Genomic DNA, 26,007 nt, shown 5'->3' with positions numbered 1-26,007 from the left:
ATACCGCTCTACAGGAGAATGATTCTATTCCCGATGCGGCCGCATACATGGCCGGGATCGACTCGATGCTGACGACAGGACGGGGGGAATATGGGAATGTCGTCGAGGTCCAGGGCAAAGGACCATTGATACACTTTCCGGGTGACGGCATCAACCCGAATGACGTGTACTTTCTGCACTTCAGCAGACTCACAGAGGCTATTCCCCGTGGGGAGATCGGGTATCGCGTCTACATCAACACGAAAGCAGATGCAGCACCGCGATTGATGCGGGACCTCGTCCATGAGGTGCTCGACCGGCCGAAAGATTACCCTGGATTATACAGCGCCAAGATCGCCGGCCCCAGCATGATGCGCTCTGAGAACATTGTGGTCTACGTCAAGGATATCGAGCATGCCGATCGTGTCACCGAATGGCTTCAGGGATACGCCAAGAAAAATACTGGAATATTCTTACCTTCCACGCCTCCGATAACCCATCAAGTAATGGACGGCGTAGGCATCGGCGCCCACCCGAAAGCCGACGGCGTGAGTTTCGGATCGCAGCGCGCGATCGCTATTTCCGAGGCATTGAACGAGACCAGGCAGACCGGCGGAGACTTCAATGATTTCGTCCGCAATACAGAAGACCGGCTCCGTGATCAGCGAGTCGACCCGGATGAACCCTACCTGCGCCTGACCGGTGACGAGCCGAGAACCGTCCCACCTGCCCTGAGGACCACCGAACCCCCCACCCCGGCCGTCCCACCGGCCCACGGAACCACCGAACCCACCGCCCCTGCAGTCCCACCCAGAACCACCGAACCCGAGACACCCCCGTCCGCACCCGAACCCGAGACACCCCCGTCCGCACCCGAACCCGAGACACCCCCGTCCGCACCCGAACCCGAGACACCACAGAACACACCCGAACCCGAGACACCACCGAACACACCCGAACCCGAGACACCACAGAACACACCCGAACCCGAGACACCACAGAACACACCCGAACCCGAGACACCACCGAACACACCCGAACCCGAGACACCACCGAACACACCCGAACCCGAGACACCACCGAACACACCCGAACCCGAGACACCACAGAACACACCCGAACCCGAGACACCACCGAACACACCCGAACCCGAGACACCACAGAACACACCCGAACCCGAGACACCACCGTCCGCACCCGAACCCGAGACACCACAGAACACACCCGAACCCGAGACACCACCGAACACCCCGGAAGGCAGGCCGGACGACCTCACAGCAGCAGTACTCGAAGACCACCCGGACCTGTTCGACCAGCCCCGATCAATCCGCGAACTATGGGAAACACTGGACCCACCCAGACCATTCGAAGACCTGCTCGAGCTACGCGAACAGTCCTACCGCCGCAACGGTCAGGAGCCACCACCGCTCTCCCGGGAAAGCCTCGACAATTTCCTTAAAGACGTATGGAGAGACAGTTCGCTGAGGCGCGTGCTGGACGGGAGGTATACAGAAAATGATGTGCGTGATGTCTATAGCAGAAGCTATATAGAAAACGATAGTTACGACCCCTATAGCGAAGCCTATAGCGAAGCCTATTTTCCTCGGCGTGCATCAGAGTCCGCTTACGACCCGCACACCTTGATTGACGAAGTCCAACAGATATCCTCAGAGCGCGCCGATGGCGTTTTCAGTGTGTATCCGCGCGGCGGAAGCCAGTGGGCCGATTACCGACCGGGCGAAGCGTTCCATGAAACACCGGAGGCGATCGGGTTCATCAGAGACGAAAGCACGGAACCTCCGTTCGACGTGAGCTATTTTGTCACCATAAACGCAGCCCCGGAGTCGGCACCGGGATTGCTGCGTGACTTTACGCATAATGTACTCGACAATCCTACGGAATTCCCGGGCGTAGCCGGAGCGATCACAGGCACCCCGTTCTTCGGTAGGGAAATAGTAATCGGCGTAGGAGACTCAGAGCACGTGAACCTGGTGACCGAATGGCTCCGGGGGTATGCCGATAACAATCCGAATGCGTTCCTGCATCCTGTACGGCCGGGTACACACCAAGTCCTCGACGGTGTCGGCATCGTATCCGAGACCACGAACGAAAACCGGACCTTCGATCAACAACTGATATCGGCGGTATCAGACGCATTAGAAACCACCAATGAAAACGGTGGCGATTTCTATGATTTCGTCCGAAATGCCGAAGAGCAGCTACGTAACCGGAATATCAATCCAGACCAGCCCCATTTGAACCTGACCGGTGACGAGCCGAGCACCGACCCGGCACGCCCACGCGACCCAGCCGATCCAGCCGACCCGGCACGCCCACGCGACCCAGCCGACCCGGCACGCCCACGCGACCCAGCCGATCCAGCCGACCCGGCACGCCCACGCGACCCAGCCGACCCGGCACGCCCACGCGACCCAGCCGATCCAGCCGACCCGGCACGCCCACGCGACCCAGCCGACCCGGCACGCCCACGCGACCCAGCCGACCCAGCCGATCCAGCCGACCCAGCGGACCCGGCCGACCCAGCCGATCCAGCCGATCCAGCCGATCCAGCCGACCCTGCCGATCCAGCCGACCCTGCCGACCCGGCCGACCCGGCACGCCCACGCGACCCAGCCGATCCAGCCGACCCTGCCGATCCAGCCGACCCAGCCGACCCGGCACGCCCACGCGACCCAGCCGACCCAGCCGACCCAGCCGATCCAGCCGACCCAGCCGACCCAGCCGACCCAGCCGATCCAGCCGATCCAGCCGATCCAGCCGACCCAGCCGACCCAGCGGACCCGGCCGACCCAGCCGATCCAACCGATCCAGCGGACCCGGCCGATCCAGCGGACCCGGCCGACCCAGCGGACCCGGCCGACCCAGCCGACCCGGCCGACCCGGCCGACCCAGCCGACCCAGCCGACCCAGCCGACCCAGCCGACCCGGCCGACCCAGCAAGCCCATCCAATCCGGCAAACCCTGACTCCAGCAACAGCAGTAGCCGCAATCGGACGGGAATGATTGTCGGTGTCGGGGCTGTGGGTGCTGCGGTCCTCGGACTCGCTCTCGCCGGCGATTCCCTTTTCGGGCAGGATTCCGATTCCGACCCCAGCGACGAGTCCGATTCCGGCAGCGGCAGCGGCACAGATCCCGATTCGGGTTCGGGAGCAGAAAATCCCGAGCCGGGCCCGGTCACGCCGAGTCCGACGCCCACGCCGCGCCCGGTACCGACGACTCCGAGCCCGCCACCTACGCCGAGTCCGGTGCCCGCACCGAACCCTGTGCTCCCACCGACCCCGGGTCCGGTACCCACTCCCGGCCCGGTGCCAACACCTCCCCCCGCCCCGGCGCCGACCCCCGACCCAGTACCGACCCCCGACCCAGTGCCAACTCCCGACCCAGTGCCAACTCCCGACCCAGTGCCAACACCCGACCCAGTGCCAACACCCGAGCCGACACCGGGGCCGGGACCCGGTGGAAGTACCGGCAGCGGCTCTGGCGCAGGTGCCAATCCCGCGGGCGGGACGGGGCTGTTCCTCGGGGCGGCAGCTGCCGCTATGGCAATGGCCAGTATGGGGGCAGCGCTCGGCGACCATGCCGACGATCGCGATAGCGAATCGGAGTCCGAGGTCGACGAAGGCAGGCCGGCCTCTGGTCCCCATCCCGCCCCGGCACCAACTGCTCCGCCTTCAGCCGCCCCCGCACCAGACACCGGTGAAAGCGCGGATGCCAATACCGGCACAGGTTCCGACACGGGCACCGACTCCAGCTCCGACACGGGCACGGGCACCGACTCCGACACAGGCACAGGCACCGGCACCGACTCCGGCACAGGCACAGGCACCGGCACCGACTCCGACACAGGCACAGGCACCGGCACCGACTCCGACACAGGCACAGGCACCGGCACCGGCACCGACTCCGACACAGGCACAGGCACCGGCACCGACTCCGACACAGGCACAGGCACCGGCACCGACTCCGACACCGGCACAGGCACAGGCACCGACTCCGACACCGGCACAGGCACCGGCACCGACTCCGACACAGGCACAGGCACCGGCACCGACTCCGACACCGGCACAGGCACCGGCACCGACTCCGACACCGGCACAGGCACCGGTTCCGGCTCCGGTTCCGGCTCCGGTTCCGGCACGGGCACGGGCACGGGCACGGGAACCGGCTAGCGCTCGCGCCCCGGACATACGCCGACCAACTCGGCGACATACTGTGATTCGTGCGGGCCGGTTCACGGGTGGCCGACCGCAAGCGCCGTCCGGCAACAGTGACCGTCCACCGCGTGGACAGTGGCACCGGCGGCACCCCTCGGGCACGCATCTCGCCACGCACACCACGGCCGGGTTCGCCAACGGAAAGAAGTGCGGCGAAGCCATCCAGGAAGCAAAACCCTCCGCCCTTCGCCTGGTCAGAAGGGTCTATCTCGCCATCGTGAAGTCGAGCATCGGAGCGGCCGTTCATTCGCGCGGCGTGGTGGGCGAGAGCGTGGAACCCATAGCCGTCGCACTCGAATACCACCAGGTGTTAACCGCCGATTCAACGGCCCGGTTCCGGCGGGCACCCGGACCCCGCGACGATCGGCGGCGTGCGCATCGTGCAATTGGCCAATTTCTACGGGCCGCGCTCCGGCGGTTTGCGTACCGCGCTGCACCACCTGGGCGCGGGATATGTGGCCGCCGGCCACGAAGTCGTGCTGATCGTCCCCGGTCCGCGCCGGCTCGAGGAAACCTTGCCGAACGGGGTCGTGCGGATCACCCTGCCCGCTCTGCCGATTCCGTGGACCGGCGGCTACCGTGCCGCCGACCCACGGCGGGTGGCCGACACCCTGGCCGGGCTGCGGCCCGACGCGCTGGAGGTCTCCGACCGGTTGACGTTGCGGGGCTTCGGGCGCTGGGCCCGCCGCCGGGGCGTCGCCGGCGTGATGATCTCGCATGAACGGCTCGACCGCCTGCTGGGACAGCTCATGCCCCGCCGATACGCCGGTCGCCTCGCCGATATCGCCAACCGGCACACGGCCGATCAGTACGACATGGTTGTCTGCACCACGGAATTCGCCCGCGCCGAATTCCGGCGTATCGGCGCGTCCAATGTCGAGATGGTTCCGCTGGGCGTCGATCTGGACCTGTTCAGTCCGCAACGGCACGATCACGGCCTGCGGGCGGACCTCGGTGTGCCCGGCCATCCGCTGCTGGTGCACTGCGGGCGGCTGTCGGTGGAGAAACGGGTCGACCGCAGTATCGAGGCCATCGCCGAGCTGCGCCGCGGTGGGGTGGAAGCGCGCCTGGTGGTCGCCGGTGACGGGCCGCGGCGAGAAGCACTGGAGCGGCGGGCCCGATCGGTGCCGGTGCTCGCGGACGGTGTGCCCGCGGTCCATTTCACCGGATTCATCACCGATCGCGCCGAGGTGGCCAGATTGCTGGCCACTGCCGATATTTCGCTCGCACCCGGTCCGCACGAAACGTTCGGCCTTGCCGCACTGGAGGCCCTCGCCGCGGGTACGCCGGTGGTGGCCAGCCGGTCCTCGGCCCTGGCCGATATCGTGACCGCCGAGTGCGGCGCGGTGGCCGCCGACGACCCGGCGGCGTTCGCCGATGCCGTCACCGATGTTCTCGCCCGGCCGGCCGCCCGACGCCGGGACGCGGCCCGGCAGCGGGCCGAACAGTTCACCTGGCCGGCCGCCGTATCGGGAATGCTGTCGGTTCTGGACCGCTGATCAACCGGCTGCGGCGCTCGATCGGCGGCGATCGAGCGCCGGTGTGGCAGTCTCACATCCGGCCGGGAAACCGCCTGCGGCCGCCGACTATATCGCCGGCCAGTTCGGTGTACCCGTCGATCAGCTCGGCCAGGCGGTGCCAGCGTTTACGTGCGTACTGATCGCGCGCGCCGTCGGTTTCGACCATCTGGTTGGCATCCACCCAGCGCCAGGCCAGCCGATCGATCACAGCACCCAGCGTTTCGGTATGGATCAGCCCGTCGAGCAGGCGCGGTCCGCGTTCGTGAAACCACTCGTCGATATCCTCGATCAATTCGCGGCGGCGCTGGTCCATTTCGGCGACCAGGCGACTGTCCTGCATGGTGATCCGGCGCGCATGCAGCGCCGCCAGTGCGTGCGCCGAGCGCAGCAGTTCGTGATCTGCGAACTTCGTCCCCTGGAAACTGCACAGCAACTGCGTGGCTGTCGGCAGCCCGCCCCACGGAGGCGCAACCTGCCGCCCCGTTCGAACGTCCCCCGGCACCATCACACTCTGTCCAAACATGATCGGCTCTCGATTCGGTCGTACCGCTATCGGATAGGTTTTGTTCAGTCGCTGACAATAGTTGATGTACATCACCGATCACCGATGAAACGCACTCTTGCATTCGCTTTTTGGAGCAACATCGACCACGCGAAGGCATTCATCGAACGTCCCGGCCGGCTTCGGCCTCCCCCGGTTGCGGTGACGGCCGCGGGCCCGCCGGCCGCCGCCTGATGCACCGTCGCCCTGGACAAGCAACCGAACGCGTACTGCGGATCAACGCAATCCGTTGCGGTGCAGCGCGAAAGGCCGCAGCAGGGCGTTCTGCTCGCTGCCCGGGCCGACGGCTCCACAACAGGCTGCAGGGGCGCCGCGCTGCCGGGTGTGGGCTCGGTCCACCGTCACAGCGACGGAAGACCTGCCAGAACAGCAGTGACTCCGGTCGCAAACCCCCTGCGATCGGCGACCATCAGCGTGTGCACGACCTACTGCGAATAGCGGGAGCGCGGCTGGTCACTGCCTGATGTCACCGGACACCGTGGAGGTCGCGGTGTTCAGTACGGCGTCGAAGGCGTCGAGGACGGGGATATGGAGGTAGGCGCTCTGCAGTCGTGTGCGGTCCGGCACGGGACCGCCGGTGACTTCGTGGCGGGCGCGGCGAAGATCGACGATGCCGGGTCCGAGACCGGCATCGGTGAACGAGCTTTCGATACTTCCTCGTTCGGGCGGATGTAGTGGCGTGGGTTCGACAGTGAAGCCGAAGGGCGCGCTTTCATCGGGGCGCATATCCGCGGTATGTCCTTCGGTGCTGGTCAGGCCGAGGGCGAAGTAGCCGTCACCCAGGACGCGGTGCAGGTAGTGCCCCATGGGGAAACCGGTCAGGTGACCGTCGAAAGAGACCGGCTCTTTCTGGATGTGGGCGTTGTGGGCGACCAGGACGATCCGCGCCGCAGGGGCGCAACGTTGCAGATGCCAAAGTACCGATTCGGCCATGAAGCAGTCACGGGCCGAAGTATCGCCGGCGAGCCCGGTTCCGGCGAAAAGGCCGGCCATCGCACGGAAGCCGTAGTCGGCGGTAACGGCAGCTTCGAGTTGACGCCGGGCGATGTCATAACCGCGCTGATCGCCGCGCGAGAGGTACAGCGATTCGACGGCTCGGAAGCGAATGAGCAGGCGTGCCAGAACCGCGGTGAGCGCGTCCTGGTCGGCGGCCGGAAGCCGAGTCCAGGCCGGCGCGGCCGAAGCCGCGGAGGCACCGGCGAAGGAAGCGGCGATCCGTAGCGCCGTCTCGGCCTCCGGCAGCATCCCCGGATCGACCTCGCGCAGATAGTCGGCGACCGGACCCAGCGCAGGGAGCAGGGAACCACCCGCCGCCGGAATATCGATACCGGCGAAACGCACCGGCGTGGCTGCCGTGGCGTTGTACCGGCGGATCCAGCGCAACGGCTCGCCGACTCCCACCGGGATCGTCCCGGCCAAGTGGGTCGCCAGCTCGTCGTCGGCGCCCGCCCCTTGTGCCCAGGCGTCGAGGGGGAAGCCCTCGCTGAACCCGTACTCGAAAGCCAGAACGGTGAAGCCGCACCGTTCGACCAGGAAGCGCAGGATGCGCTGTCGCATCCGCGCGAACTCGGTGATGAAGTGCGAGTTCTCGCCGATCGCGACGACACGGGCGGCGCCGATGACCTCGCGCAGCGGTTCCAGGTCATCGAGTGGGTCGTCGGAGTCGAGGTGCTTCAGCGGTATCGCATGGTCGCGAATCCAGTCGGCAAGCATGGTGGGGCCGGGTGATTCAGGCATATATTCGTTCGATTCCGAGGGTCGTACAGGTCGGCGAAAGGGCGCGGGAGCGCGGCGACATGGTGGCTACAACCCCTGTGCGCGTGCCGCTTTCTCCAGGTCGTCGACGGTGCCGGACATGATCGCGCGGACGTTCTCGTCGATATGTTCGATCGGCCAGTCCCACCAGGCGAGGGCCAGCAGGCGATCGATATCGTCCGCGCTGAAACGGAAGCGGATGAGTCCGGCCGGACTGCCGCCGACGATGCCGTAGTCCGGGACGTCGGCAGTCACCACGGAGCCCGCACCGACGATCGCGCCGTGGCCGATCCTGACTCCGGGCATCACCGTGACGCCGTATCCGATCCAGACGTCGTTGCCGACCACGGTGTCGCCGCGATTCGGCAGATCCATGAGCAGATCGACATGGCGCGACCACGCGCCGCCCATGGTCGGGAACGGGAAGGTCGACGGTCCGTCCATCCGGTGGTTGGCGCCGTTCATGATGAACCGCACGCCCGTGGCCAGGGCGCAGAACTTGCCGATGATCAGTTTCTCCGGACCGTAGTGGTAGCGGACATTGCGGGTTTCGAAGGCGCAGGGGTCATCCGGGTCGTCGTAGTAGGAGTACTCACCGACCTCGATCAGCGGCGAGGTGACCAGCGGTTTCAGCAGTACCACGCGGGACTGTCCGGGCATCGGATGCAGCACGGTGGGTGCGGTGACCGGGGGCTGTTCGGGCATGCGGAATCCGTTCTGTGTGCAGTGAGTTGTGGTCGATGATCGACATCAGGCCGCGGCCGGTGCGCGCATATCGAGTAGGGCGCCACGCCAGCGGTCGCGGAGTCGGCGGTCGTGGCTGACCACTACCAGCGCACCTCGATAGTCGGCCAGGGCGGCTTCCAGCTCCTCGACGAGTCCCGGCGAGAGGTGGTTGGTGGGCTCGTCCAGGAGCAGCAGCTCCGATGGTTCACTGACCAGCCGTGCCAGTTCGAGCCGCTGCCGCTGCCCGGTGGACAGATTCTCCACCCGGTTCGTGAGCTGGGCGCGGGTGAACAGGCCCAGTGCCAGCAGACGTTCGGCGTGGTCACCGGGCTGCCCCGAACGGCCCTGCGCGAAAGCGGACAGCAAGGTTCGGCCGGGTACCGGCGGACGCGGTTCCTGAGCGAGATATCCGACCCGGCCGCGCCGGATCACCGTGCCGCGATCGGGGGTGAGCTCGCCCGCCAATACCCGTAACAGCGTGGACTTACCCACACCGTTCGGGCCGGTGATCAGCAGCCGTTCGCCCGCGGACACCCGCACACTCGTTGGTGAAAGCCTGCCCTCCAGCGCGATATCGGTGGCATCCAGGACGATCCCCTGCGCGCGTCCGGCCGGGGGAACCGCCCTGAACTTCAATGGTTCCGGGGGCGGCGGCACCGGATCGGCCAGTAGCCGACGCAGGCGCTCCTCGGCATTACGGACCCGGCTTGCCAGCGACTGCTGCACGCGGCCACCTGCCCGGTCGTAGGCCATCTTGTTGTTGTCCTTCATCCGACGCCCCGGCGCCACCCGTCGTGCCGTGGTGTCGACGGTTTCGCGCAACTGCTCGGCCTCGTCCTGCCAGCGCAGGTGGGCCTGGACCCAGCGTTGCCGCGCCGCCTCGCGTTCGGCGAGGTAGCCGCTGTAGCCGTTACCGTGGCGCACAACGCATCGACGATCGGAATCCACTTCGAGAAGCGTGGTCGTCACTCGCTCGAGAAAGGTGCGGTCGTGGGAGACGGTGACCGTGGTGCCGCGCCGAGTCCGCAGATGGTCCTCCAGCCAGGTCAGCGCGTCGTCGTCGAGATGGTTGGTCGGCTCATCCAGTAGCAGCACCTCGGGCGCCGCGGCGAGCAGTGCTGCCATGCGCAGGCGGACCTGTTCCCCGCCGGAGAGGCCACCGACAGCCCGATCGCGTGAAACCACGCCCAGCCCGAGACCGTGCAGGGCTCGCTCTACCCGGGCATCGGCATCGTAACCGCCACGCAGTTCGAAAACCGTCGCCAGTTCGGCGTATTCGTCGAGATGGGACTCGTCGCCGGAGGACATCTCCGTTTCGAGACGACGCATCCGATCTTCGATGCAGCGCAGCTCGTGCAACGACCGGTCGATGATCTGCTGGACGCTCAGGTGCGCGGGGAGTTGCTCGTCCTGAGCCAGATAACCGACACCGCCTTCGGCGTGCACGATGATCTCACCCTGATCGGGCTGCTCGCTGCCGGCGAACAGGCGCAGCAGGGTGCTCTTACCGGACCCGTTCTCCCCGATTATCCCGGTGCGTTCACTCGCGCCGAGCGAACAGGTGACCTCATCGAGAACCGTGCGGCCGTCGAAGGATTTGCTGACCGCGAGCGCGGTGATCTGAGTGGGCACGAACTACCTCCGAAGTATTCGAGGACGACACGATCAAAGACGACCGCTGAGCCTGGTGAACACTTCGAATGAGCATTGGCGACCTCACTAGTGCGACGAATGTTGCGTTAGGATCATGGCACATCATGTCCCGCCGAGCAACCGGATACCCACTATGACCCCCGTCACTGAAACCGCCGCCCCGCCGCGGGCACGCCCGGGCGGCCGCACAGCCCGCATCCGCGCCCAGGTCCTCGCAGCCGTCGAGGCGGAGCTCACCGAAAACGGCTACGACGCACTGACCGTCGATACGGTCGCCACCCGCGCCGGCGTGCACCGCACCACCGTGTACCGCCGCTGGCACGATGTCGGTGGCCTGATCGCCGACGTGTTCGCCGCCGCAAGCGATCTGGATTGGCACCCACCCCACAGCGGCTCGCTGCGCGGTGATCTCACGGCGTTGAACCGCGAGATCCAGGACTCGTTCACCGAAAAATCGTCGATCGCAATGGCGCTGGTCGCGGTATCTTTCCGCTCGGAGGACGCCGCGCGGGCACTGCAGCAACTATGGGAGGACCGCTACACACAGTGCGAGATCACCGTGGAACGAGCGATCCGGCGCGGTGAGATCCCGCCCGAAACCGATGCGCGCGCGCTGCTCATCGCAGCTACTGCGCCGGTATATCACCAGATAGTGCTGTTGCGCACCCCGGCCGACGCCCGGTTACCGGAGCGCGCGGCCATTGCGGCGACACTCGCTGCGCGAGCCGGTGCTTTCGCGCCCGCACACGCGACACCCACGAACGAATCCATCCCGGAAAACCGGCAGTGAAAAACCCCCTCCGACCTTTTACCTGGCCAGAGGGGGTTTCTATCTGTGGAGCTAAGGGGAATCGAACCCCTGACCTTCTCGATGCGAACGAGACGCGCTACCAACTGCGCTATAGCCCCGTGCGGTTCGGTGAACCGCGCTGTGTCACTCTAGCAAACCGGGCCAGCTTACACCGAATCGAGGTGTTGACCTGCGAAAACGCCAATGCCGGGCGCGACCGGCCGGCACGGGCCGGCCCGGTTCACGCTCCGGCCGCGCGACGGATATCGCCGCCGCTGGCCCGGTGGCGTACCGTCCGGGCGACGGTGGCGTCATAGACGTCCAGATGCTCGAAGGCGGGATCTTCGTCGTCCGATTCGAGCAGATGCGAGCGGCGGCGCAGGGCGCGGGCGGTATCGCGGTCCATCCCGGGCCGGACTGCGGCCGGGGTGACGGGTTCCTCGTCCTCGACCGGTTCGCCGCCGAGGTCGCGGTCCCGGTCGGCCAGGCGGGCACTGCGCCGACGGCGGATCTCCTGCTCGATCCGCACCTGCTTACGCAGGTAACCGAGATAGGTGACCAGCGACAGCAGGGCGCCACCACATCCCCACCAGAAGAGGGGTCCGATGGCTACGGCGAGGCCACCGCAGAGCACGGTTGCGAGGATGAGAGCGACGACGGCTCGCTGCCGGAAGGTATAGCGGGCGGCGCGCGCGACGGCATCCGCTTCGGGATCGTAGCCACCGCGTCCGCGCCGGTTGGGCACGAAATCTTGCTCGCCACCAGACGCTTCGGGTGTGGTGGCCTGCCGGGCACTCACACGAACCGGCGGTATCCGGGCGGGCGCGGTATCCGCCACGGCCCCGCCGAGCGGTTCGGTTTCCGCCGCGGTATCGCCGGCCGGTTGGGACGCCGGATCGTCTTCGGTGTCCACGGTCCCGGATTCGTCCCGGATCTCGATCTCGTCGAAGGTGTCGTCCGAGTCTTCGCCGGCGGTGGTAAAGGGTAATTTCTCGTCAGCCTCGGCAATGGCCTCCTCGGCTGTTGTGGTCATGCGATCCTCCGCATCGTTGCCGTGGTGGCGCTTTCGATAGGGTCGGCCGGACCGCTTCTTGCGGACATACCCTTTTCCCTTGCGCCGTTTGGAATCTCCACGATGCAGTACCCGCGTAGCCAGGGCGGTATCCGTTGTCCGGCGGATTCTCGGGTGCCGGTCGGCGAGGATAGGGAACAGGACGAAGACCCACAGCACGACCAGGCCGATCCACAGGATCGAGTTCGGCATCGTCGTCAGCACCTCCGTCCCGCATGGTCGTCGTCCAAGCCCACGCCATGACCGGTGCGTCCCGACGCCGGAGTTCTTCCCCGCGGGCACGTCTCGCAGATCGTGGTACGAGCTTCCCGCCGATGGCGCGAGGCGCACCACCGACGTCCGTAGGTTAATTCCGAGTAGGGGTACGACACGGCAGGCGCGCCGTGCACATACGCCACATGAGTCACATTTCCACCAGCGCGGGGCCGAACAGGCCGGTCCCCGGCGCGGGTTCAGCGCAGCGTCAACCGCCCTTCCCGGGCCAGCCGGTCGACCACCCTGCCGGACAGTTCTTCCACCGTCATGGCGACCAGCAGATGGTCGCGCCAGGCCCCGTCCACATCGAGATATCTGTGCAGCAAACCTTCTTCACGGAACCCGACATTGCGCAACACCGCCTGACTGGCGAGATTCTCCGGACGAACCGTGGCCTCGACCCGATGCAATCCGACCGGGCCGAAACAGTGGTCGAGCCCCAGCGCCAAGGCCGCGGTCGCGACTCCCTGTCCGCCCAGGTCCCGGGTGACCCAGTAACCGATCCACGCCGAACGCAATGCGCCGCGCACGATATTGCCGACGGTGAGCTGGCCACCGAATGCGCCGTCCACCTCGATCACCAGTGGAATCATGGCCCCCCGCCGGGCCTCTGCCTTCAGGCTCGACCACAGCGGTGGCCAGTTCGACGCGTGATTGCGCGCATCCCAGGCACCGCGCCCCGTCGGTTCCCACGGCTCCAGATGATCGTGGTCCCGTAACCGGATCCTGCTCCATGCCGCGGCATCCCGTAACCGCACCGGCCGCAACGTGACCTCACCGGCCGCCACGCGCACCGGCCCCAGATGCGCGGGCCATCCGGGGTGCTGTGTCGCCCGGAATAAGTTCATGGACTCCACTTCTAGCCGCGCTGCGCCAGGAACGCGACTCGAACCTTGTCACCGGTGCGGATTTCGGTGTCGTCGGGCTCGACCACGATCAAACTGTTGGCCTCCGACATGGCGGCCAGCAGATGCGAGGACGCCCCGGCGCTGTTGCCGAGCGGCTGAACCAGGTACTCACCGGTGGCCTCGTCGCGCATCAGCTGGGCCCGCAGATAACCTTTGCGGCCGGCCATCGACTGTATGGGGGTGATCGTGCGGGCGCGCACGATCCGGCGCATCGGCTGCCGCCGGCCCAGCGCGATCCGGATGAGCGGCCGCACCATGACCTCGAAAACCACCAGGGCGCCCACCGGGTTCGACGGCAGCAGGAAGGTCGGTACCTCGTCCCGGCCGAGCCGGCCGAAACCCTGTACCGATCCCGGGTGCATCGCGACCCGCGCGATCTCCAGTTCACCGAGACCTTCCAGCGCCTCACACACCTGATCGGAGGCCCAGCCGCCGACCGCGCCCGCGATCACCACGACCTCGGCGCGTACCAGCTGCCCCTCGACCACATCGCGTAATCGGCGCGGGTCGGCATCGACGATGCCGACCCGGTTCACATCCGCGCCCGCGTCGCGCGCGGCCGCGGCCAGCGCATAGGAGTTCACGTCGTAGACCTGCCCGGGCCCGGGCATCCGGTCGATATCGACCAGTTCTTCCCCGATGGAGATCACCGAGAGCCGCGGCCGCGGATGCACCAGCACCTTGTCCTGCCCCACCGCGGCCAGCAGACCGACCTGGGCCGGTCCGATGATCGTGCCGGCCCGGACGGCCACATCGCCGGGTTGCACATCATCACCGGCGCGGCGCACGTAGTCTCCGGACCGCACCGGTTCGTACACCTTGAGCCGGCCCCGGCCACCATCGGTGAAATCCAGCGGCAGTACCGCGTCCGCGAGAGTCGGCAGCGGCGCCCCGGTCGCCACCCGGACGGTCTGGCGCGGCTGCAACCGGATGGGCTGGCGCGAGCCGGCGAGTACCTCACCCACCACCGGCAGGGTGAGGTCGACCAGTTCGCCGTCCTCGTCGCGGATATCGGCGCCCGCGGATGCCACATCCACGCTGCGCACGGCGTATCCGTCGATCGCGGCCTGGTCGAAACCCGGCAGCGGCCGCTCGGTCACCACATCTTCGGCACACAGCAGCCCCTGGGCCTCGGCTATCGCGACCCGCGCCGGTCGCGGCGCGACGGCCGCGGCCGTCACCTTGATCTGCTGATCCTCGACAGAGCGCATCCAGCCCTTCCCGATGTCCTCGCCGGCGCAGGCGTTCTCATTCGTCCACGGTGAGTTGCGGGTCCCAGTCCGGACTCAGCCGGTGCTGGAGCCATTCGCGTAGCGCCGGACCGTATTCGTCACGCTCCAATGCGAAATCCACCGCAGCACGAAGATAGCCGCCCGGGTTGCCGAGGTCGTGGCGCGACCCACGGTGGACAACCACGTGCACCGGGTGTCCTTCGTCGATGAGCAGCGAAATCGCGTCGGTGAGTTGCAGTTCCCCACCAGCGCCGGGGCCGATCCGGCGCAGCGCGTCGAAGATCGCGCGGTCGAGCAGATAGCGGCCCGCGGCGGTGTAGGTCGACGGCGCCTCGTCCAGGCTCGGCTTCTCGACCATGCCCTTGACGCGCATCACGTTCGGGTTGACGGCGTCGGGTACCGGGGCCACATCGAACACCCCGTACGCGCTCACCTGGTCCTTCGGCACGTCGATGGCGCACAGTACGGACCCGCCGCGTTTTCGCCGGACCCGGTTCATCACATCGAGCACCCCGCACGGCAGGACCAGATCGTCGGGCAGAAGTACCGCGATGGTCTCCTCGTCGGGGTCGAGTACCGCTTCGGCCTGGGCCACCGCATGCCCGAGCCCGAGCGGTTCCTCCTGTACGACGGAGGTGACATCGAGCAGCCCCGGCGCCTTGCGCACCTTCTCCAGCAACTGGAACTTCCCGCGCTCGGCGAGGGTGCTCTCCAGCACGAGATCCTGCACGAAATGCGCGGTCACCCCGTCCTTACCGGGCGAAGTGACGATGACCAGCCGCTGGGCACCGGAACCGGCCGCCTCGCTGGCCACCAGTTCGATACCCGGGGTATCGACCACCGGCAGCAATTCCTTGGGTACGGTTTTGGTGGCAGGCAGGAACCGGGTGCCCAGCCCCGCCGCAGGTACGACGGCCGTCCGGAATTCCGGTTTCGACGGGTGCGCGTCCCCGTTTCCCTGCACTGCGGCCTCTGCTGTCATGTACACACCCTATCCACGGTTCTCCCGGTTCGAACGGCTGTCCATATCGGCGCGCCTCCCGCACCCGGGTTCCGGGACCGCGGCTCAGACACCCGAATACTCTCCCTATCTGCGCGGCACCCACGTTGCCTTGCGGGCCGGCGCCTGGGCGTACCGAACACGCGAAGCCCACCAGCCGAGGCGCCGACAGCCTGTCGCGCATGTTCCATTGGCCGCCCGGGGCATGGGTTTTCCGGCTGTCCCGCCAGAACTCGACGCCATTGCTACGCATGCCGGCTCCGTACATGTGGCTGGAACGTCCGGCCGCACAGCGCGGCAGCGTCACCCGGGCTGCGCCCGGTATGCGCCCGGCGGACCGGGTAATCGGAACCGGAACTGTTCGATGCGCCCGAGCCGATTCCACGCGATTCGAGGCGTCCGGCCGCCCACCTGAACCGGCGGTGTCGTCCGGGCGCATTCGGCCGGCGTGGGGACCAGGGCCGAACGGGCGCATAGGGTTGTCGCCGTGCGGATGCCCGAGGAGATCGACAAGCAGGCTTGGCGGGCGACCATCCGCGCTCGGCGTCTGCAGGTTCCGGACTCCGTACGCGCCGCGGAGGCGAACGCGCTCGCGGCGGCAGCCGGGCGGTTGGGAACCGGCGAGTGGGTGTGCGCCTATGTACCGGTCCGCGGGGAGCCCGGATCGGTGGCGATTGCCGACGCGCTACGGGCGGCGGGCAGCCGGGTACTGCTGCCGGTTACCCGCGAAACCGGTCCGCTGTACTGGGGCGAATACACCGGCGCGCAGGCACTGCGCCCGGCCCGCTACGGCTTACTCGAGCCGGAAGGCCCCATACTTTCCCCGGAAACGGTCGCCGCTGCCGAGCTGATCCTGGTGCCCGCCCTGGCGGTGGACCGCCGCGGGGTACGCCTGGGACAGGGCGCCGGATACTACGACCGAACGCTCGGCCTGGCCGACCCCGCCGCACGGTTCATGGTGGTGGTCCGCGACGAGGAGGTCGTCGACCACCTACCGGAGGAACCACACGACATCCGCATGCCCTGGGCCCTCACCCCCACCACCGGACCAACTCCTCTGAACCCCACCCACCCTTGACCCCCGGAGGGCCCGCCGCCTACGAACCGGCTGATTTCTCGCCGCGGCCGACGTTGCCGAGCATCGCCTCCTGTCGGTCCGTCCCACTCCACACCCCACCCGATGAGTTCACCTCCCCTGGGGTGGGCCCCGCCCGGTTCTGGAGCGACGGAGCGGGGGAGCGAAGCGGAGGAGCGCAGGAGTGAAGAACCGGACCCCGAAGGGCCCCACCCTCGAGCCGCGGAGCGGCTCCAAAATTACAGCCCGCCCCTTCACGGATGGTCCACCTCCTGACCAGCGGCCGACAGGCTCCGGCCCACCGCCTACCAACCAGCCGGCACTCCTCGCGGTGACTGCGCTGAGCCGGTCCGTCCTGTCAGTCCGTACCACTGCACCTCACCCTGTAACGACCTCATTCGATGGTCTGCTCTTTCAGGTGGGCCCGCCCGGTTCCTGGAACCGCATCGCGCACCGCACCGCGAACCACATCACACCCTCCGACCTGCGGGAATCAATCGGCGATTGGCACTGTTGGCACTGTGGCCTGTAGAGTGCTAATTCTCGAATACCGCGGAGGACCCAGTGCCAACCTATTCATACGCGTGCACCCAGTGCGACAACCGCTTCGATATCGTTCAGTCGTTCACCGATGACGCACTCACGGTGTGCTCGGAATGCTCGGGAGCGCTGCGCAAGCTGTTCAACTCGGTGGGCATCGTCTTCAAGGGCAGCGGCTTCTACCGGACCGACAGCCGCAGCGGGGCATCGTCGGCCAGTGAACCGGCGAAATCGGACAGTTCGAGCTCGTCCGGTTCCGCGGATTCCAGTTCTTCGGGCTCGTCCGGCACTTCCTCGGCGCCGGCGGCTGCCGCCAGCTGAGCGAAATACCCGGCGCCGAGTTCGGTGTCCGCCCGCTGATCCATCCACATCCCGCGAGTTGTCCACAATCGATTCCGGGCCGAGCCGGGACGGAGTTTGCGGCCATACGCTCGGTCCATGAGTCGTCTACGTCCGCCCGCCGAAACCCGTATGCGTGGCCCGCTGGGGTCCGGGGACACCTGGCGGGAAGCGTTCGACAACCGGCCCCCGTGGGCCGATGGGGTACTGCTGCGGCGGGTACTGGCGGTTCTGTGCGCCGTGGCGGCCACGATACTTTTCCTCCGCGAGGATCCTGAACGCGCCCGTGTCGCCGTCGTGGTGGCCGCCCGTGATCTCGCCCCCGGCCACCTGCTGACATCCGCGGATCTACGGCCGGCACGGCTGCCTCCCGGTGCCGCGCCCGAGGGGGCCGAAACCGATCCGGCCGCGTTGACCGGCGCGGTTCTCACCGCGGCCCTCCGTACCGGTGAGGTACTGACCGATGTCCGGGTGGTCGGCCCGCGGCTGGCCGAAGTGGCGACCGGCAGCCGGGATGCCCGTATCGTGCCCATCCGGCTCGCCGATTCCGCCATCACCGAGATCTTGCGCGCCGGTGACCGGGTGGATGTCGTCGCCGCCGACACCACGGATCCGGCGCGGGCCGCGACCCTGGCCGAGGATGCCGCAGTGGTGCTGGTTCCGGAAGCCGCGGCCGAATCCGGCGCGAGCCGGGCGGAGCCGGTGGTGCTGGTCGCCCTCGATTCGCGGCGTGCGGCAGCCGTCGCCGCGGCCTCGCTGAACAGCGCGCTGACGGTGGTCTTCCATTGACACCCGAAAGGGGCCCGCCGCGCAGTTCGCGGGCGGACCCCTCCAGGTATCCGATTCGGCCGGTGCAGGCGAGCTGCCCGGGCCGGCGGGCGAGAGCGATCAGCCGAGGCTGAACGGCTGGCCCCACAGCGTCACGACGGACATGACGTTATCGGTTTCGACCTTGACCTTGACGAAGGACCGCGCCTGCGCGTAGCCGCCGCAGCCGCTCAGGCCGATGGTGGTGTCGGACCAGGTGACCGAACCGGTGTTGCCCTTGAACTTGTTGTTGGTCGAGTGGTCCTCGTTGCCGTAGTCGTCCGGCTTCTCGATATCGAGGACGTAGAAGGAGTCGGCCTGTCCCGGGCCGAGTGTCAGGTCGCCGCCGACCTCGCCCGAGGGGCTGACGTTGCCCTCGGAATCGATCTCGGCGTCCGCGCCGCCCTCGGCACCGCCGCCGTCGATATTGACCTGGCAGCCCACGACGTAGCCGGGGTAGATCTTGCCGCCCACGTCCTCGCCGCCGCCGGAGATCTCGACCTGTGCGCTACCGGAAACCCACGCGTTACGGTGTACGGGAGTGGAGCCCATGGACGGGCTGATGTTCGCGGACTCGCCGACCATGCGCACCGTCACCACGGTGCCATCGGAGAGGGTTTTGACGATTTCGCCGCCGGGCAGCGGAATGAAGGTGTCGGCATTGGCGGCGCCGGTGGAGAACAGGCCCAGCGCGACCGTGGCGGCCGCACCGGCACCGGCGAGGCGCGCCAGATTCTTACGGTTGAACATGTGTGGATGCCCCTCTGGGGTTGAATTCGCTACAGCGGAAGTTGTGGTGGATGAACCGGTGTCAGCACGTCAGCCGATGCTGAACGGCTGCCCGTAGAGGGTGGTCTTCGAGTAGTGGTCACCGATGATCTCGACCACGGTGTAGGCGCGGGCCTGCGCGTAACCGGCGCAACCCTGGATCTCCATCTCGACGTCCTGGTATTCGACGGAGTAGACGCCGGGCTTCTCGATGTCCTTGTAATCGATCTGCACGAACTTGACCTCGCCCGGCCCCAGTTCCAGGCCGACCGAGCCGCCGACGCTACCGCCGTCGAGGCTGAGACCGAGGGATCCGCCCAGGCCGATCGCGTCGTCACCGATGCTCACCTGGCAGCCGACGATATAGCCGGTGTTGAGCTGCGAGGCACCGTGGGTGGACGAGTTGTTGGTGCCGTCCTCACCGGTCGGGCCGTTGTTCGGGCCGGCTTCGCCCTCGGGCGTGACCGAAACGTCGGCGGTGGCGTTGCCCGACACCCACACGGTGCGGCCCGCACCATTGGCGGCCATCGACGGCGAGATGAGCGCACTCTCGTGGGTGCGGGTGATCTTGACACCGGGTCCCAGTTTCTCACCGTCCGGCAGCGGGACGAAGGTGTCCGCGTTGGCTGCACCGGTGGAGAACAGACCCATGGCCACAGCGGCGACGGCGCCCACGCCCAGGGCGCGCGCGCCGGGGCGCAGACCGGTGGTGCGGTTCTTGCTCATATTTCCCCTCATCAAGGTTTTACAGCGACGCCCGGTATCGCAGCGATCGACGCCGGGGCGGCCCGAGACAGGCTCCATAGAGCTTGGGTTACGGCTGTAGCCACTAGATGAACCCGAAACCACACAGCCGGTGAACACTTGGCTACCGCGCCACCCATTCGGTGTGGCGTCCGGATGATTCACGGGTAACCGGAAGGTGACGGGTGCTGGGAAAACATGATGCGGGCACCGCATGCCCGGCAATGCCGGGCGCACGGATACGGGCCCGCCGCTGCTGCGACGGGCCCGTATCCGTGCCAATATGACAGTTCGACCGGCTGTCAGCCGAGGCTGAACGGTTGCCCCCACAGGGTCACGTAGCTGATCACATTCTCGGTTTCCACCTCGACGCTGATGAACGATCGCGCCTGAGCGTAGCCGCCGCAGCCGTTGAGGCCGATGGTCTGGTCGGACCAGGTCACCGAGCCACTGTTGCCGTCGAAGCTGTTGTTGGTGGCGTGGTCCTCGTTGCCGTAGTCGTCGGGCTTCTCGATATCGAGGACGTAGAACGATTCCGCCTGGCCGGGGCCGACGGTCAGGTTGGCGCCGGTTTCGGCGCTGGGGCTGACATTGCCCTCGGAATCGATTTCGGCGTCGGCGCCGCCCTCGGCACCGCCACCGGCGATGTTGACCTGGCAGCCCACGACGTAGCCGGGGTAGATCTTGCCGCCCACGTCTTCGCCGCCGGCGATTTCGACCTGCGCGCTCCCGGAGACCCAGGCGTTGCGATGCACCGGGGTCGCACCCATCGACGGACTGATGGTGGCCGATTCGCCGACCATGCGCACGGTCACCACCGTGCCGTCGGACAGCGTTTTGACGAGTTCACCGCCGGGCAGCGGCACGAAAGTGTCGGCATTGGCCGCTCCGGTGGAGAACAGGCCCAGGGCGAGGGTGGCGGCGGCACCGGCACCGGCGAGGCGCGCCAGATTCTTTCGGTTGATCATGGTTGGACCCTTCGAGGGGAAACTCGCGGATTACGCGAGATGAGGTTCGGTTCGATACGACGGGACGGGCCGGGCGGTTCAGCCGATGCTGAACGGCTGGCCGTACAGGGTCGTCTTCGAGTAGTGGTCGCCGATGATCTCGACCACCGTGTACGACCGCGCCTGCGCGTAACCCGCGCAACCCTGGATCTCGATCTCGGCATCCTGGTACTCGACCGAGTACCGGCCGGGCTTCGGGATGTCCTTGTAATCGATCTGGACGAACTTCACTTCGCCCGGGCCCAGTTCCAATCCGACCGAGCCCCCGACGTTTCCGCCGTCGAGGCTCAACCCCAGCGATCCACCCAGACCGATCGCCTCGTCGCCGATGCTGACCTGGCAGCCGACGATATAACCGGTGTTGAGCTGTGAAGCCCCATGGGTGGATGAATTGTTGGTGCCGTCTTCACCGGTGGGACCGTTGTTCGGGCCTGCCTCCCCCTCGGGGGTCACCGTGACATCGGCGATGGCGTTACCGGAGACCCACACGACCCGGCCCGCGCCGTTGGCGGCCATGGAAGGCGAGATCACGGCATGTTCACCGGTGCGGGAGATCGTCACTCCGGGGCCGGCTTTCTGGCCGTCCGGTAGCGGCACGAAGGTATCGGCGTTGGCAGCGCCCACCGACAGCAGGCCGACGGCGACAGCGGTCGCGGCACCGATACCCACGATCCTGGCGCCACTACGTACACCGCCGGTGCGGTTCTCGCTCATATTTCCCCTCATCATTCGGACAAACAGCAGGCCGTCGAGCTCGGACACACTGCTCTCCGGCTCCGACCAGTGTTTCGCTCGTTTGTTACCTACAGGTGACCCGTTGTTATTTCGGTGCAACGCCCGAAACAGGCAATGCACACGAAAGCGACCGGCTGACCCCGTTGATGCAAGCCCGCCGGACCGCCTTTGCGGCGGTCGACGCACCGAGATTAAGCGGTCGATAACAGATTGGACAAAGCTTCTTTTCGCTATACGTTGATGTGATCTATTTCACATCAACGTATAGCGGAGTGTGCACATGCAGGTCACTTACATAGCAGAACCACCGAGTGGCCACGCCGGAACGATAAAAATCCGTAAAGGAATCGGCCCGCAAACGTATGGATGAAAGAAAAGACGCGCGTCGCCCACCGCCGCCGTCAAAATCCCCCTGCGCCCAATTCTGGACAATTGATACGGAAACCCTCCCGGCTACCTCCGAGAGATAGCAATTTCATATCGCACTCACATTGAAAACGCTGGGCGCCAAGGTCTTTGCGATTCAACCCGCGTCCCCGTGATGCGGTGGAACCTGGGCGCGCAGCCAATCGTCGGCGGTGCGGTCCGGCGACGAACCGTCGTCCCATTCGTCACGAGTCGTACTCGGCAGTACCGCACCGAAAATCCGGTCCACACGTGCGAGGTCCCCCGCCCGGCGCCGCGCCCGGCGGGGGACCTCAGGGTTCTCGCCCTCACTCATACCGCATACTCCGGCTCACTCCAACAGCCCGGACAGCTCACCGATGACCCGGCTCGCCAACGGCCCCAAGGTCGCCATACCGTCGCGGACAGCGGCCCGGGTGCCCGGCAAGTTCACCACCAGGGTGCTCCCGGAGATACCGGCCAACCCCCGGGACAGACCGGCGTCCAGCGAACCCGCCACCCGGCCGGACGCCCGCAGCGCCTCACTGATGCCGGGCAGATCCCGATCGAGGACCTCGGCAGTCGCCTCGGGCGTGACATCACGCGGCGACATACCGGTACCACCGACCGAGATCACGATATCCACACCGCCGATCACCGCGGTGTTCAAGGCGTTCCGGATCGCCACCTCATCCGCCTCCACCGAAACGGACGCGTCGACCAGGAACCCGGCCTCGGTGAGCAGTTCGGTGACCAGCGGCCCCAGCGAATCCTCGCCGCCGTGCGCCGTTCGATCGTCGACCACCACCACCAGTGCGCGCCCCGCCACAGGAGCATCGATTTCCATACCGCTCACCGTAGCGCCGATATCGGTCGCGGCGTGGCCGCCCCCGGTCACCAACTGCATCACCGTGCTCCTTCCACCGCGGCGGCGGCGAGGGTCACCTCGACCGTCTCCGAACCGCCGCCCTGCCGATCCGTGTACGTCACTTGCACTTTGTCCCCGGGCTGTTTCGACCGCACCGCGGCCACCAGGGCATCCCCGGAATCGATCGTGCGGTCGTCGAACCTGGTCACGATCGAACCCGCCGGAATCCGGGCCTGCGCCGCCGGGCCGTTCGGGGTGACCTCGAGTACGCGCGCCCCGTGTATGGATTCGTCGCGTTGCACGGTCATCCCGATCTGAGCGTACGTGGCGTGGCCCGTCTTGATCAGCTCATCGGCGACCCGCCGCGCCTGATCCACCGGAATCGCGAACCCCAGCCCGATCGAACCGCTCTGCTGCCCGGCCGCGCCCGAGGAACCCAGGCTCGCGATCGCGGTGTTGATACCGATCAGCCGGCCTTGGTTGTCGACCAGCGCGCCGCCGGAGTTACCCGGGTTGATCGCGGCATCGGTCTGGATCGCATCGATCACCGGATTCGGCACGGTGGGGTCGCCACCGCCCTCACCGGTGGTGGAGACCGGACGGTTGAGCGCCGAAACGATCCCGGTGGTGACGGTGCCCGCCAAGCCGAGCGGCGACCCGATGGCCACCACCGGCTGACCGACCTGCAGACCGGCCGAACTGCCCAATTCGATCGGTTTCAAATCTGTTTTCCCGCGCGCCCGGATCACCGCCAGATCCGATACCGGATCGGCGCCGACCAGGGTGGCCGGGGCCGTACTGCCGTCGGCGAAGGTCACCCGCATATCGCCACCGGCGCCACCGCCCGCCGCGACATGGTTGTTGGTCAGGATCAGCCCGTCCGAGGACAGCACCACGCCGGAGCCCTCGCCCTGCCCACGGTTGCTCGCCACTTCGATCATCACGACCGACGGAGTGACCTCCTGCGCGACCGCCTGTACCGAACCCGCCGGGGCGTTCGCGGCGTCCTTGATCTCGGGCACCGGCGCATCGAGCGCATTGGTCACCGCAGGTCCGTTACCGGAATCGGTGACCAGGGCGCCGACCACACCCCCGACGCCGCCGGAGACCAGTGCGAGCGCGATCCCCCCGGCCACCAGCCCGGTACGCAGCGAACTCTTCCGCGGCGCGGGCGGCGGGCCCGCGGCGACGAACTGCCCGGTATCACCCGGCGGCGGACCGCCGGCGGGCGGACCGCCGTACACGTGGCCCATCGTCGGGTACGCGGCTGTATCGCCGGGCCGTCCACCCGGAAACGACTGCCCGCCCGGATACTGAACACCGGCATACCCCGGCGGCGCGGCGCCGGGGTCATGAGCCACACCCGGCTGGGTAGGCGGATGCGAGGGCGGCACCGGTCCTTCTTCCGGCCGGTCCGGCCGATTGGTGGAATCCTCGGTCATAGTCTCTCTATTCTGCTCATATTCCCTTTCCAGGGTGCCGAACACGACTGAGAACGATCTGAGATTGCCGTGTGTTTTTTTGCGCGCCGCGGGGTTGCGGCCGAACACGATCGCTCGAAGAACGAATGGATTACTGGCTCTCGCCGGGCAGAACGATCCGGATCAGGGCGCCGCCGTCCGCAGCGGTGTCGATGGCGATCGTGCCGCCGTGTTTGGTGACGACCTGCTTCACAATGGCCAGCCCCAGACCCGAACCGGGCATGGAACGAGACGCCGTGGTCCGGTAGAAGCGTTCGAAGACCAGTTCGCGTTCGGCGGGGGGGATACCCGGCCCGGCGTCGGCGACCGATAGTTCCAGCAGCCCGCGCCCCGTTTCGGCCATCCGCACCCGGACCGGTTCCCCGGGCGGGCTCCATTTCGCCGCATTGTCGAGCACATTGAGGATCGCCCGTTCCAGGGCGGCGTCGTGGCCGTAGACGAACCAGGGCCGCAGTTCGGCGTCGAAGACCACGGCGCCGCGGCGGCGGACCCGTTCCAGGGCGCGCTCGGTGACCTCACCGAGATCGACCCGCTCGTACACCGTTTCCGGCGCATCCTCGCGGGCCAGATCCACCAGATCGCCCACCAGGTTCGACAACTCTTCGATCTGCGCCATCACATCGGAACGCAGTTCGGCCATATCCTCCTCGGGTATCGCCGGGGCATCGGGGCGGCTCGAGGCGATCAGCAGTTCCATATTGGTACGTAACGAGGTCAGCGGGGTCCGCAGCTCGTGACCGGCATCGGCGACCAGCCTGCGCTGCCGGTCGCGGGATTCGGCAAGCGCCCGCAGCATGGTGTTGAAACTCTCGGTCAACCGCGCGAGTTCGTCGTCGCCGGTGACCGGGATGGGTGTCAGGTCGTCGGTACGGGCGATCCGCTCGGTCGCCGCGGTGAGGCGGGCGATCGGACGCAACCCGGTGCGGCCGACGGTGGTACCCGCCCCGGCCGCGAGCACGACCCCGCAGGCGCCGACGGCGAACAGCAGCCAGGCCAGTCGGTCGAGCACCTCCCGGGTGGGTTCCAGGCGTTGCGAGATGACCAGGGTGACCCCGGAGTCCATGCGTTCGGCGAGCACTCGCTGACTGTTGTAGGTGCGCAGCGAAGACTCCCGTTTGCCCTGCGCCACCGCGACCTCTTCGGTGCCGATGGGCGGTGTGGTCGGCTGCGGTGGCAGATAGACGGGGATGCTCGCCGGTTTGTCGGCCTCCGACGGCGGCACCGGGTAGATCAGCGCGACACCGATATCGTTCGAGAACAGGGTGGCGAGGCCGAGCGACTGGAACGCCATATTGTCGATATCGCCGCTGATCATGGTGGCCGCGCGGGCATGCAACTGGGCGTCGGCCTGACCGTAGAGCGCCCGGGCGACCATGGCGTACGCCGCGATCGAGGTGATCGCCACGAAGATCGCCACCAGCGAAGCGGCCAGCAGCGTTACCCGCCACCGTAGGGAGACGGTGCGGGTCAACGGGGTCGGCGGGCGCATGGGCGGCGGTTCGTCGGGCCAGGGCCGGCCGAGTGTCGCCACGGTATGTTTCTTCGCCGCCGAGCGGGGAGTACGTGCCATAT

At 67.2% G+C, this 26,007-nt stretch carries 24 protein-coding genes, 1 tRNA gene and 1 pseudogene; 8 read left to right on the top strand and 18 right to left on the bottom strand.

The features are described 5' to 3' along the window. Window positions 1-47: 47 nt before the first annotated feature. Window positions 48-611: pseudogene (locus IU448_RS29735) on the top strand (T3SS effector HopA1 family protein); the annotation flags it as partial. 53 nt (window positions 612-664) lie between these two features. Here the strand turns inward: IU448_RS29735 and IU448_RS15820 are convergent. Then, the gene (locus IU448_RS15820) at window positions 665-1,255 is read right to left on the bottom strand and encodes a hypothetical protein (RefSeq protein WP_195056953.1); all 591 of its coding nucleotides are present in this window, start codon (window positions 1,253-1,255) and stop codon (window positions 665-667) included. Window positions 1,256-2,247: 992 nt separating this feature from the next. Between IU448_RS15820 and IU448_RS28965 the strand changes: the two genes are divergently transcribed. The 3 genes from IU448_RS28965 to IU448_RS15805 all read left to right on the top strand — a co-directional run bounded on the left by IU448_RS28965 (window position 2,248) and on the right by IU448_RS15805 (window position 5,713). Further along, window positions 2,248-3,003: a hypothetical protein gene (locus IU448_RS28965; protein WP_228813276.1), complete on the top strand. Its 756-nt coding sequence runs from the start codon at window positions 2,248-2,250 to the stop codon at window positions 3,001-3,003. Window positions 3,004-3,539: 536 nt separating this feature from the next. Continuing rightward, a complete protein-coding gene (locus tag IU448_RS15810; protein ID WP_195056952.1) occupies window positions 3,540-4,169 on the top strand; it encodes a hypothetical protein in 630 nt (209 codons plus the stop codon). Window positions 4,170-4,585: 416 nt separating this feature from the next. Then, window positions 4,586-5,713: a glycosyltransferase gene (locus IU448_RS15805; protein ID WP_195056409.1), complete on the top strand. Its 1,128-nt coding sequence runs from the start codon at window positions 4,586-4,588 to the stop codon at window positions 5,711-5,713. Between the two features lie 52 nt (window positions 5,714-5,765). Here the strand turns inward: IU448_RS15805 and IU448_RS15800 are convergent, their stop codons facing one another. The 4 genes from IU448_RS15800 to abc-f form a co-directional block, all read right to left on the bottom strand. Beyond that, entirely contained in the window at window positions 5,766-6,257 is a 492-nt protein-coding gene (locus tag IU448_RS15800) for a DUF4254 domain-containing protein (RefSeq protein ID WP_228813274.1), read from the bottom strand. Window positions 6,258-6,749: 492 nt separating this feature from the next. Then, window positions 6,750-8,033, bottom strand: coding sequence for an erythromycin esterase family protein (locus IU448_RS15795; protein ID WP_228813272.1), 1,284 nt, complete (start codon window positions 8,031-8,033; stop codon window positions 6,750-6,752). 66 nt (window positions 8,034-8,099) lie between these two features. Then, window positions 8,100-8,756 carry a CatB-related O-acetyltransferase gene (locus tag IU448_RS15790; protein WP_195056408.1) on the bottom strand — a complete coding sequence of 219 codons (657 nt, stop codon included), beginning with the start codon at window positions 8,754-8,756 and terminating at the stop codon, window positions 8,100-8,102. Window positions 8,757-8,801: 45 nt separating this feature from the next. After that, complete coding sequence (gene abc-f, locus IU448_RS15785; RefSeq protein WP_195056407.1) at window positions 8,802-10,409, bottom strand: ribosomal protection-like ABC-F family protein; 1,608 nt, start codon at window positions 10,407-10,409, stop codon at window positions 8,802-8,804. A gap of 154 nt (window positions 10,410-10,563) precedes the next feature. Between abc-f and IU448_RS15780 the strand changes: the two genes are divergently transcribed. Further along, window positions 10,564-11,220 (top strand): TetR/AcrR family transcriptional regulator, encoded by a 657-nt coding sequence (locus tag IU448_RS15780; RefSeq protein ID WP_195056406.1) that lies wholly within the window; start codon window positions 10,564-10,566, stop codon window positions 11,218-11,220. Between the two features lie 46 nt (window positions 11,221-11,266). On the opposite strand, the gene IU448_RS15775 is transcribed toward IU448_RS15780, so the two are convergent. From IU448_RS15775 to IU448_RS15755, 5 genes are all read right to left on the bottom strand, one after another. Further along, a tRNA-Ala gene (locus tag IU448_RS15775) sits at window positions 11,267-11,339 on the bottom strand. Between the two features lie 122 nt (window positions 11,340-11,461). Continuing rightward, window positions 11,462-12,484, bottom strand: coding sequence for a gephyrin-like molybdotransferase receptor GlpR (gene glpR, locus IU448_RS15770; RefSeq protein WP_195056405.1), 1,023 nt, complete (start codon window positions 12,482-12,484; stop codon window positions 11,462-11,464). A 260-nt stretch (window positions 12,485-12,744) separates the two neighbouring features. Further along, a complete protein-coding gene (locus tag IU448_RS15765) occupies window positions 12,745-13,395 on the bottom strand; it encodes a GNAT family N-acetyltransferase (RefSeq protein ID WP_195056404.1) in 651 nt (216 codons plus the stop codon). 11 nt (window positions 13,396-13,406) lie between these two features. Continuing rightward, a complete protein-coding gene (gene glp, locus IU448_RS15760; protein WP_195056403.1) occupies window positions 13,407-14,666 on the bottom strand; it encodes a gephyrin-like molybdotransferase Glp in 1,260 nt (419 codons plus the stop codon). A 37-nt stretch (window positions 14,667-14,703) separates the two neighbouring features. Continuing rightward, on the bottom strand, window positions 14,704-15,669 hold the full coding sequence (locus IU448_RS15755) for a UTP--glucose-1-phosphate uridylyltransferase (RefSeq protein ID WP_195056402.1): 966 nt from the start codon (window positions 15,667-15,669) through the stop codon (window positions 14,704-14,706). A gap of 511 nt (window positions 15,670-16,180) precedes the next feature. Between IU448_RS15755 and IU448_RS15750 the strand changes: the two genes are divergently transcribed. The 3 genes from IU448_RS15750 to IU448_RS15740 all read left to right on the top strand — a co-directional run bounded on the left by IU448_RS15750 (window position 16,181) and on the right by IU448_RS15740 (window position 18,430). Continuing rightward, window positions 16,181-16,765 (top strand): 5-formyltetrahydrofolate cyclo-ligase, encoded by a 585-nt coding sequence (locus tag IU448_RS15750; RefSeq protein ID WP_195056876.1) that lies wholly within the window; start codon window positions 16,181-16,183, stop codon window positions 16,763-16,765. Window positions 16,766-17,326: 561 nt separating this feature from the next. After that, on the top strand, window positions 17,327-17,623 hold the full coding sequence (locus tag IU448_RS15745; RefSeq protein ID WP_195056401.1) for an FmdB family zinc ribbon protein: 297 nt from the start codon (window positions 17,327-17,329) through the stop codon (window positions 17,621-17,623). Window positions 17,624-17,740: 117 nt separating this feature from the next. Beyond that, complete coding sequence (locus IU448_RS15740) at window positions 17,741-18,430, top strand: SAF domain-containing protein (protein ID WP_228813271.1); 690 nt, start codon at window positions 17,741-17,743, stop codon at window positions 18,428-18,430. 99 nt (window positions 18,431-18,529) lie between these two features. On the opposite strand, the gene IU448_RS15735 is transcribed toward IU448_RS15740, so the two are convergent. The 8 genes from IU448_RS15735 to IU448_RS15700 all read right to left on the bottom strand — a co-directional run bounded on the left by IU448_RS15735 (window position 18,530) and on the right by IU448_RS15700 (window position 26,005). Next, window positions 18,530-19,198, bottom strand: a complete 669-nt coding sequence (locus IU448_RS15735) for an MspA family porin (RefSeq protein ID WP_195056400.1) — start codon at window positions 19,196-19,198, stop codon at window positions 18,530-18,532. A 69-nt stretch (window positions 19,199-19,267) separates the two neighbouring features. Next, window positions 19,268-19,942 (bottom strand): MspA family porin, encoded by a 675-nt coding sequence (locus IU448_RS15730; protein WP_195056399.1) that lies wholly within the window; start codon window positions 19,940-19,942, stop codon window positions 19,268-19,270. Window positions 19,943-20,262: 320 nt separating this feature from the next. Next, on the bottom strand, window positions 20,263-20,928 hold the full coding sequence (locus tag IU448_RS15725; protein ID WP_195056398.1) for an MspA family porin: 666 nt from the start codon (window positions 20,926-20,928) through the stop codon (window positions 20,263-20,265). A gap of 78 nt (window positions 20,929-21,006) precedes the next feature. After that, entirely contained in the window at window positions 21,007-21,681 is a 675-nt protein-coding gene (locus IU448_RS15720; protein ID WP_195056397.1) for an MspA family porin, read from the bottom strand. A gap of 544 nt (window positions 21,682-22,225) precedes the next feature. Next, window positions 22,226-22,423, bottom strand: a complete 198-nt coding sequence (locus tag IU448_RS15715; protein ID WP_195056396.1) for a hypothetical protein — start codon at window positions 22,421-22,423, stop codon at window positions 22,226-22,228. 15 nt (window positions 22,424-22,438) lie between these two features. Further along, window positions 22,439-22,993 (bottom strand): MogA/MoaB family molybdenum cofactor biosynthesis protein, encoded by a 555-nt coding sequence (locus IU448_RS15710; protein ID WP_062973648.1) that lies wholly within the window; start codon window positions 22,991-22,993, stop codon window positions 22,439-22,441. Beyond that, window positions 22,993-24,396, bottom strand: coding sequence for a S1C family serine protease (locus IU448_RS15705; RefSeq protein ID WP_195056395.1), 1,404 nt, complete (start codon window positions 24,394-24,396; stop codon window positions 22,993-22,995). The genes IU448_RS15710 and IU448_RS15705 overlap by 1 nt, the downstream gene beginning before the upstream one ends. Window positions 24,397-24,526: 130 nt before the next feature. Beyond that, complete coding sequence (locus IU448_RS15700) at window positions 24,527-26,005, bottom strand: sensor histidine kinase (RefSeq protein ID WP_195056394.1); 1,479 nt, start codon at window positions 26,003-26,005, stop codon at window positions 24,527-24,529. Between the last annotated feature and the right edge of the window lie 2 nt (window positions 26,006-26,007).

Source organism: Nocardia flavorosea (genome assembly GCF_015477805.1).
Lineage (GTDB): Bacteria > Actinomycetota > Actinomycetes > Mycobacteriales > Mycobacteriaceae > Nocardia > Nocardia flavorosea_A.
The sequence above is the reverse complement of the archived record's forward strand: the minus strand, read 5'-3'. Positions and strand labels throughout refer to the sequence as shown.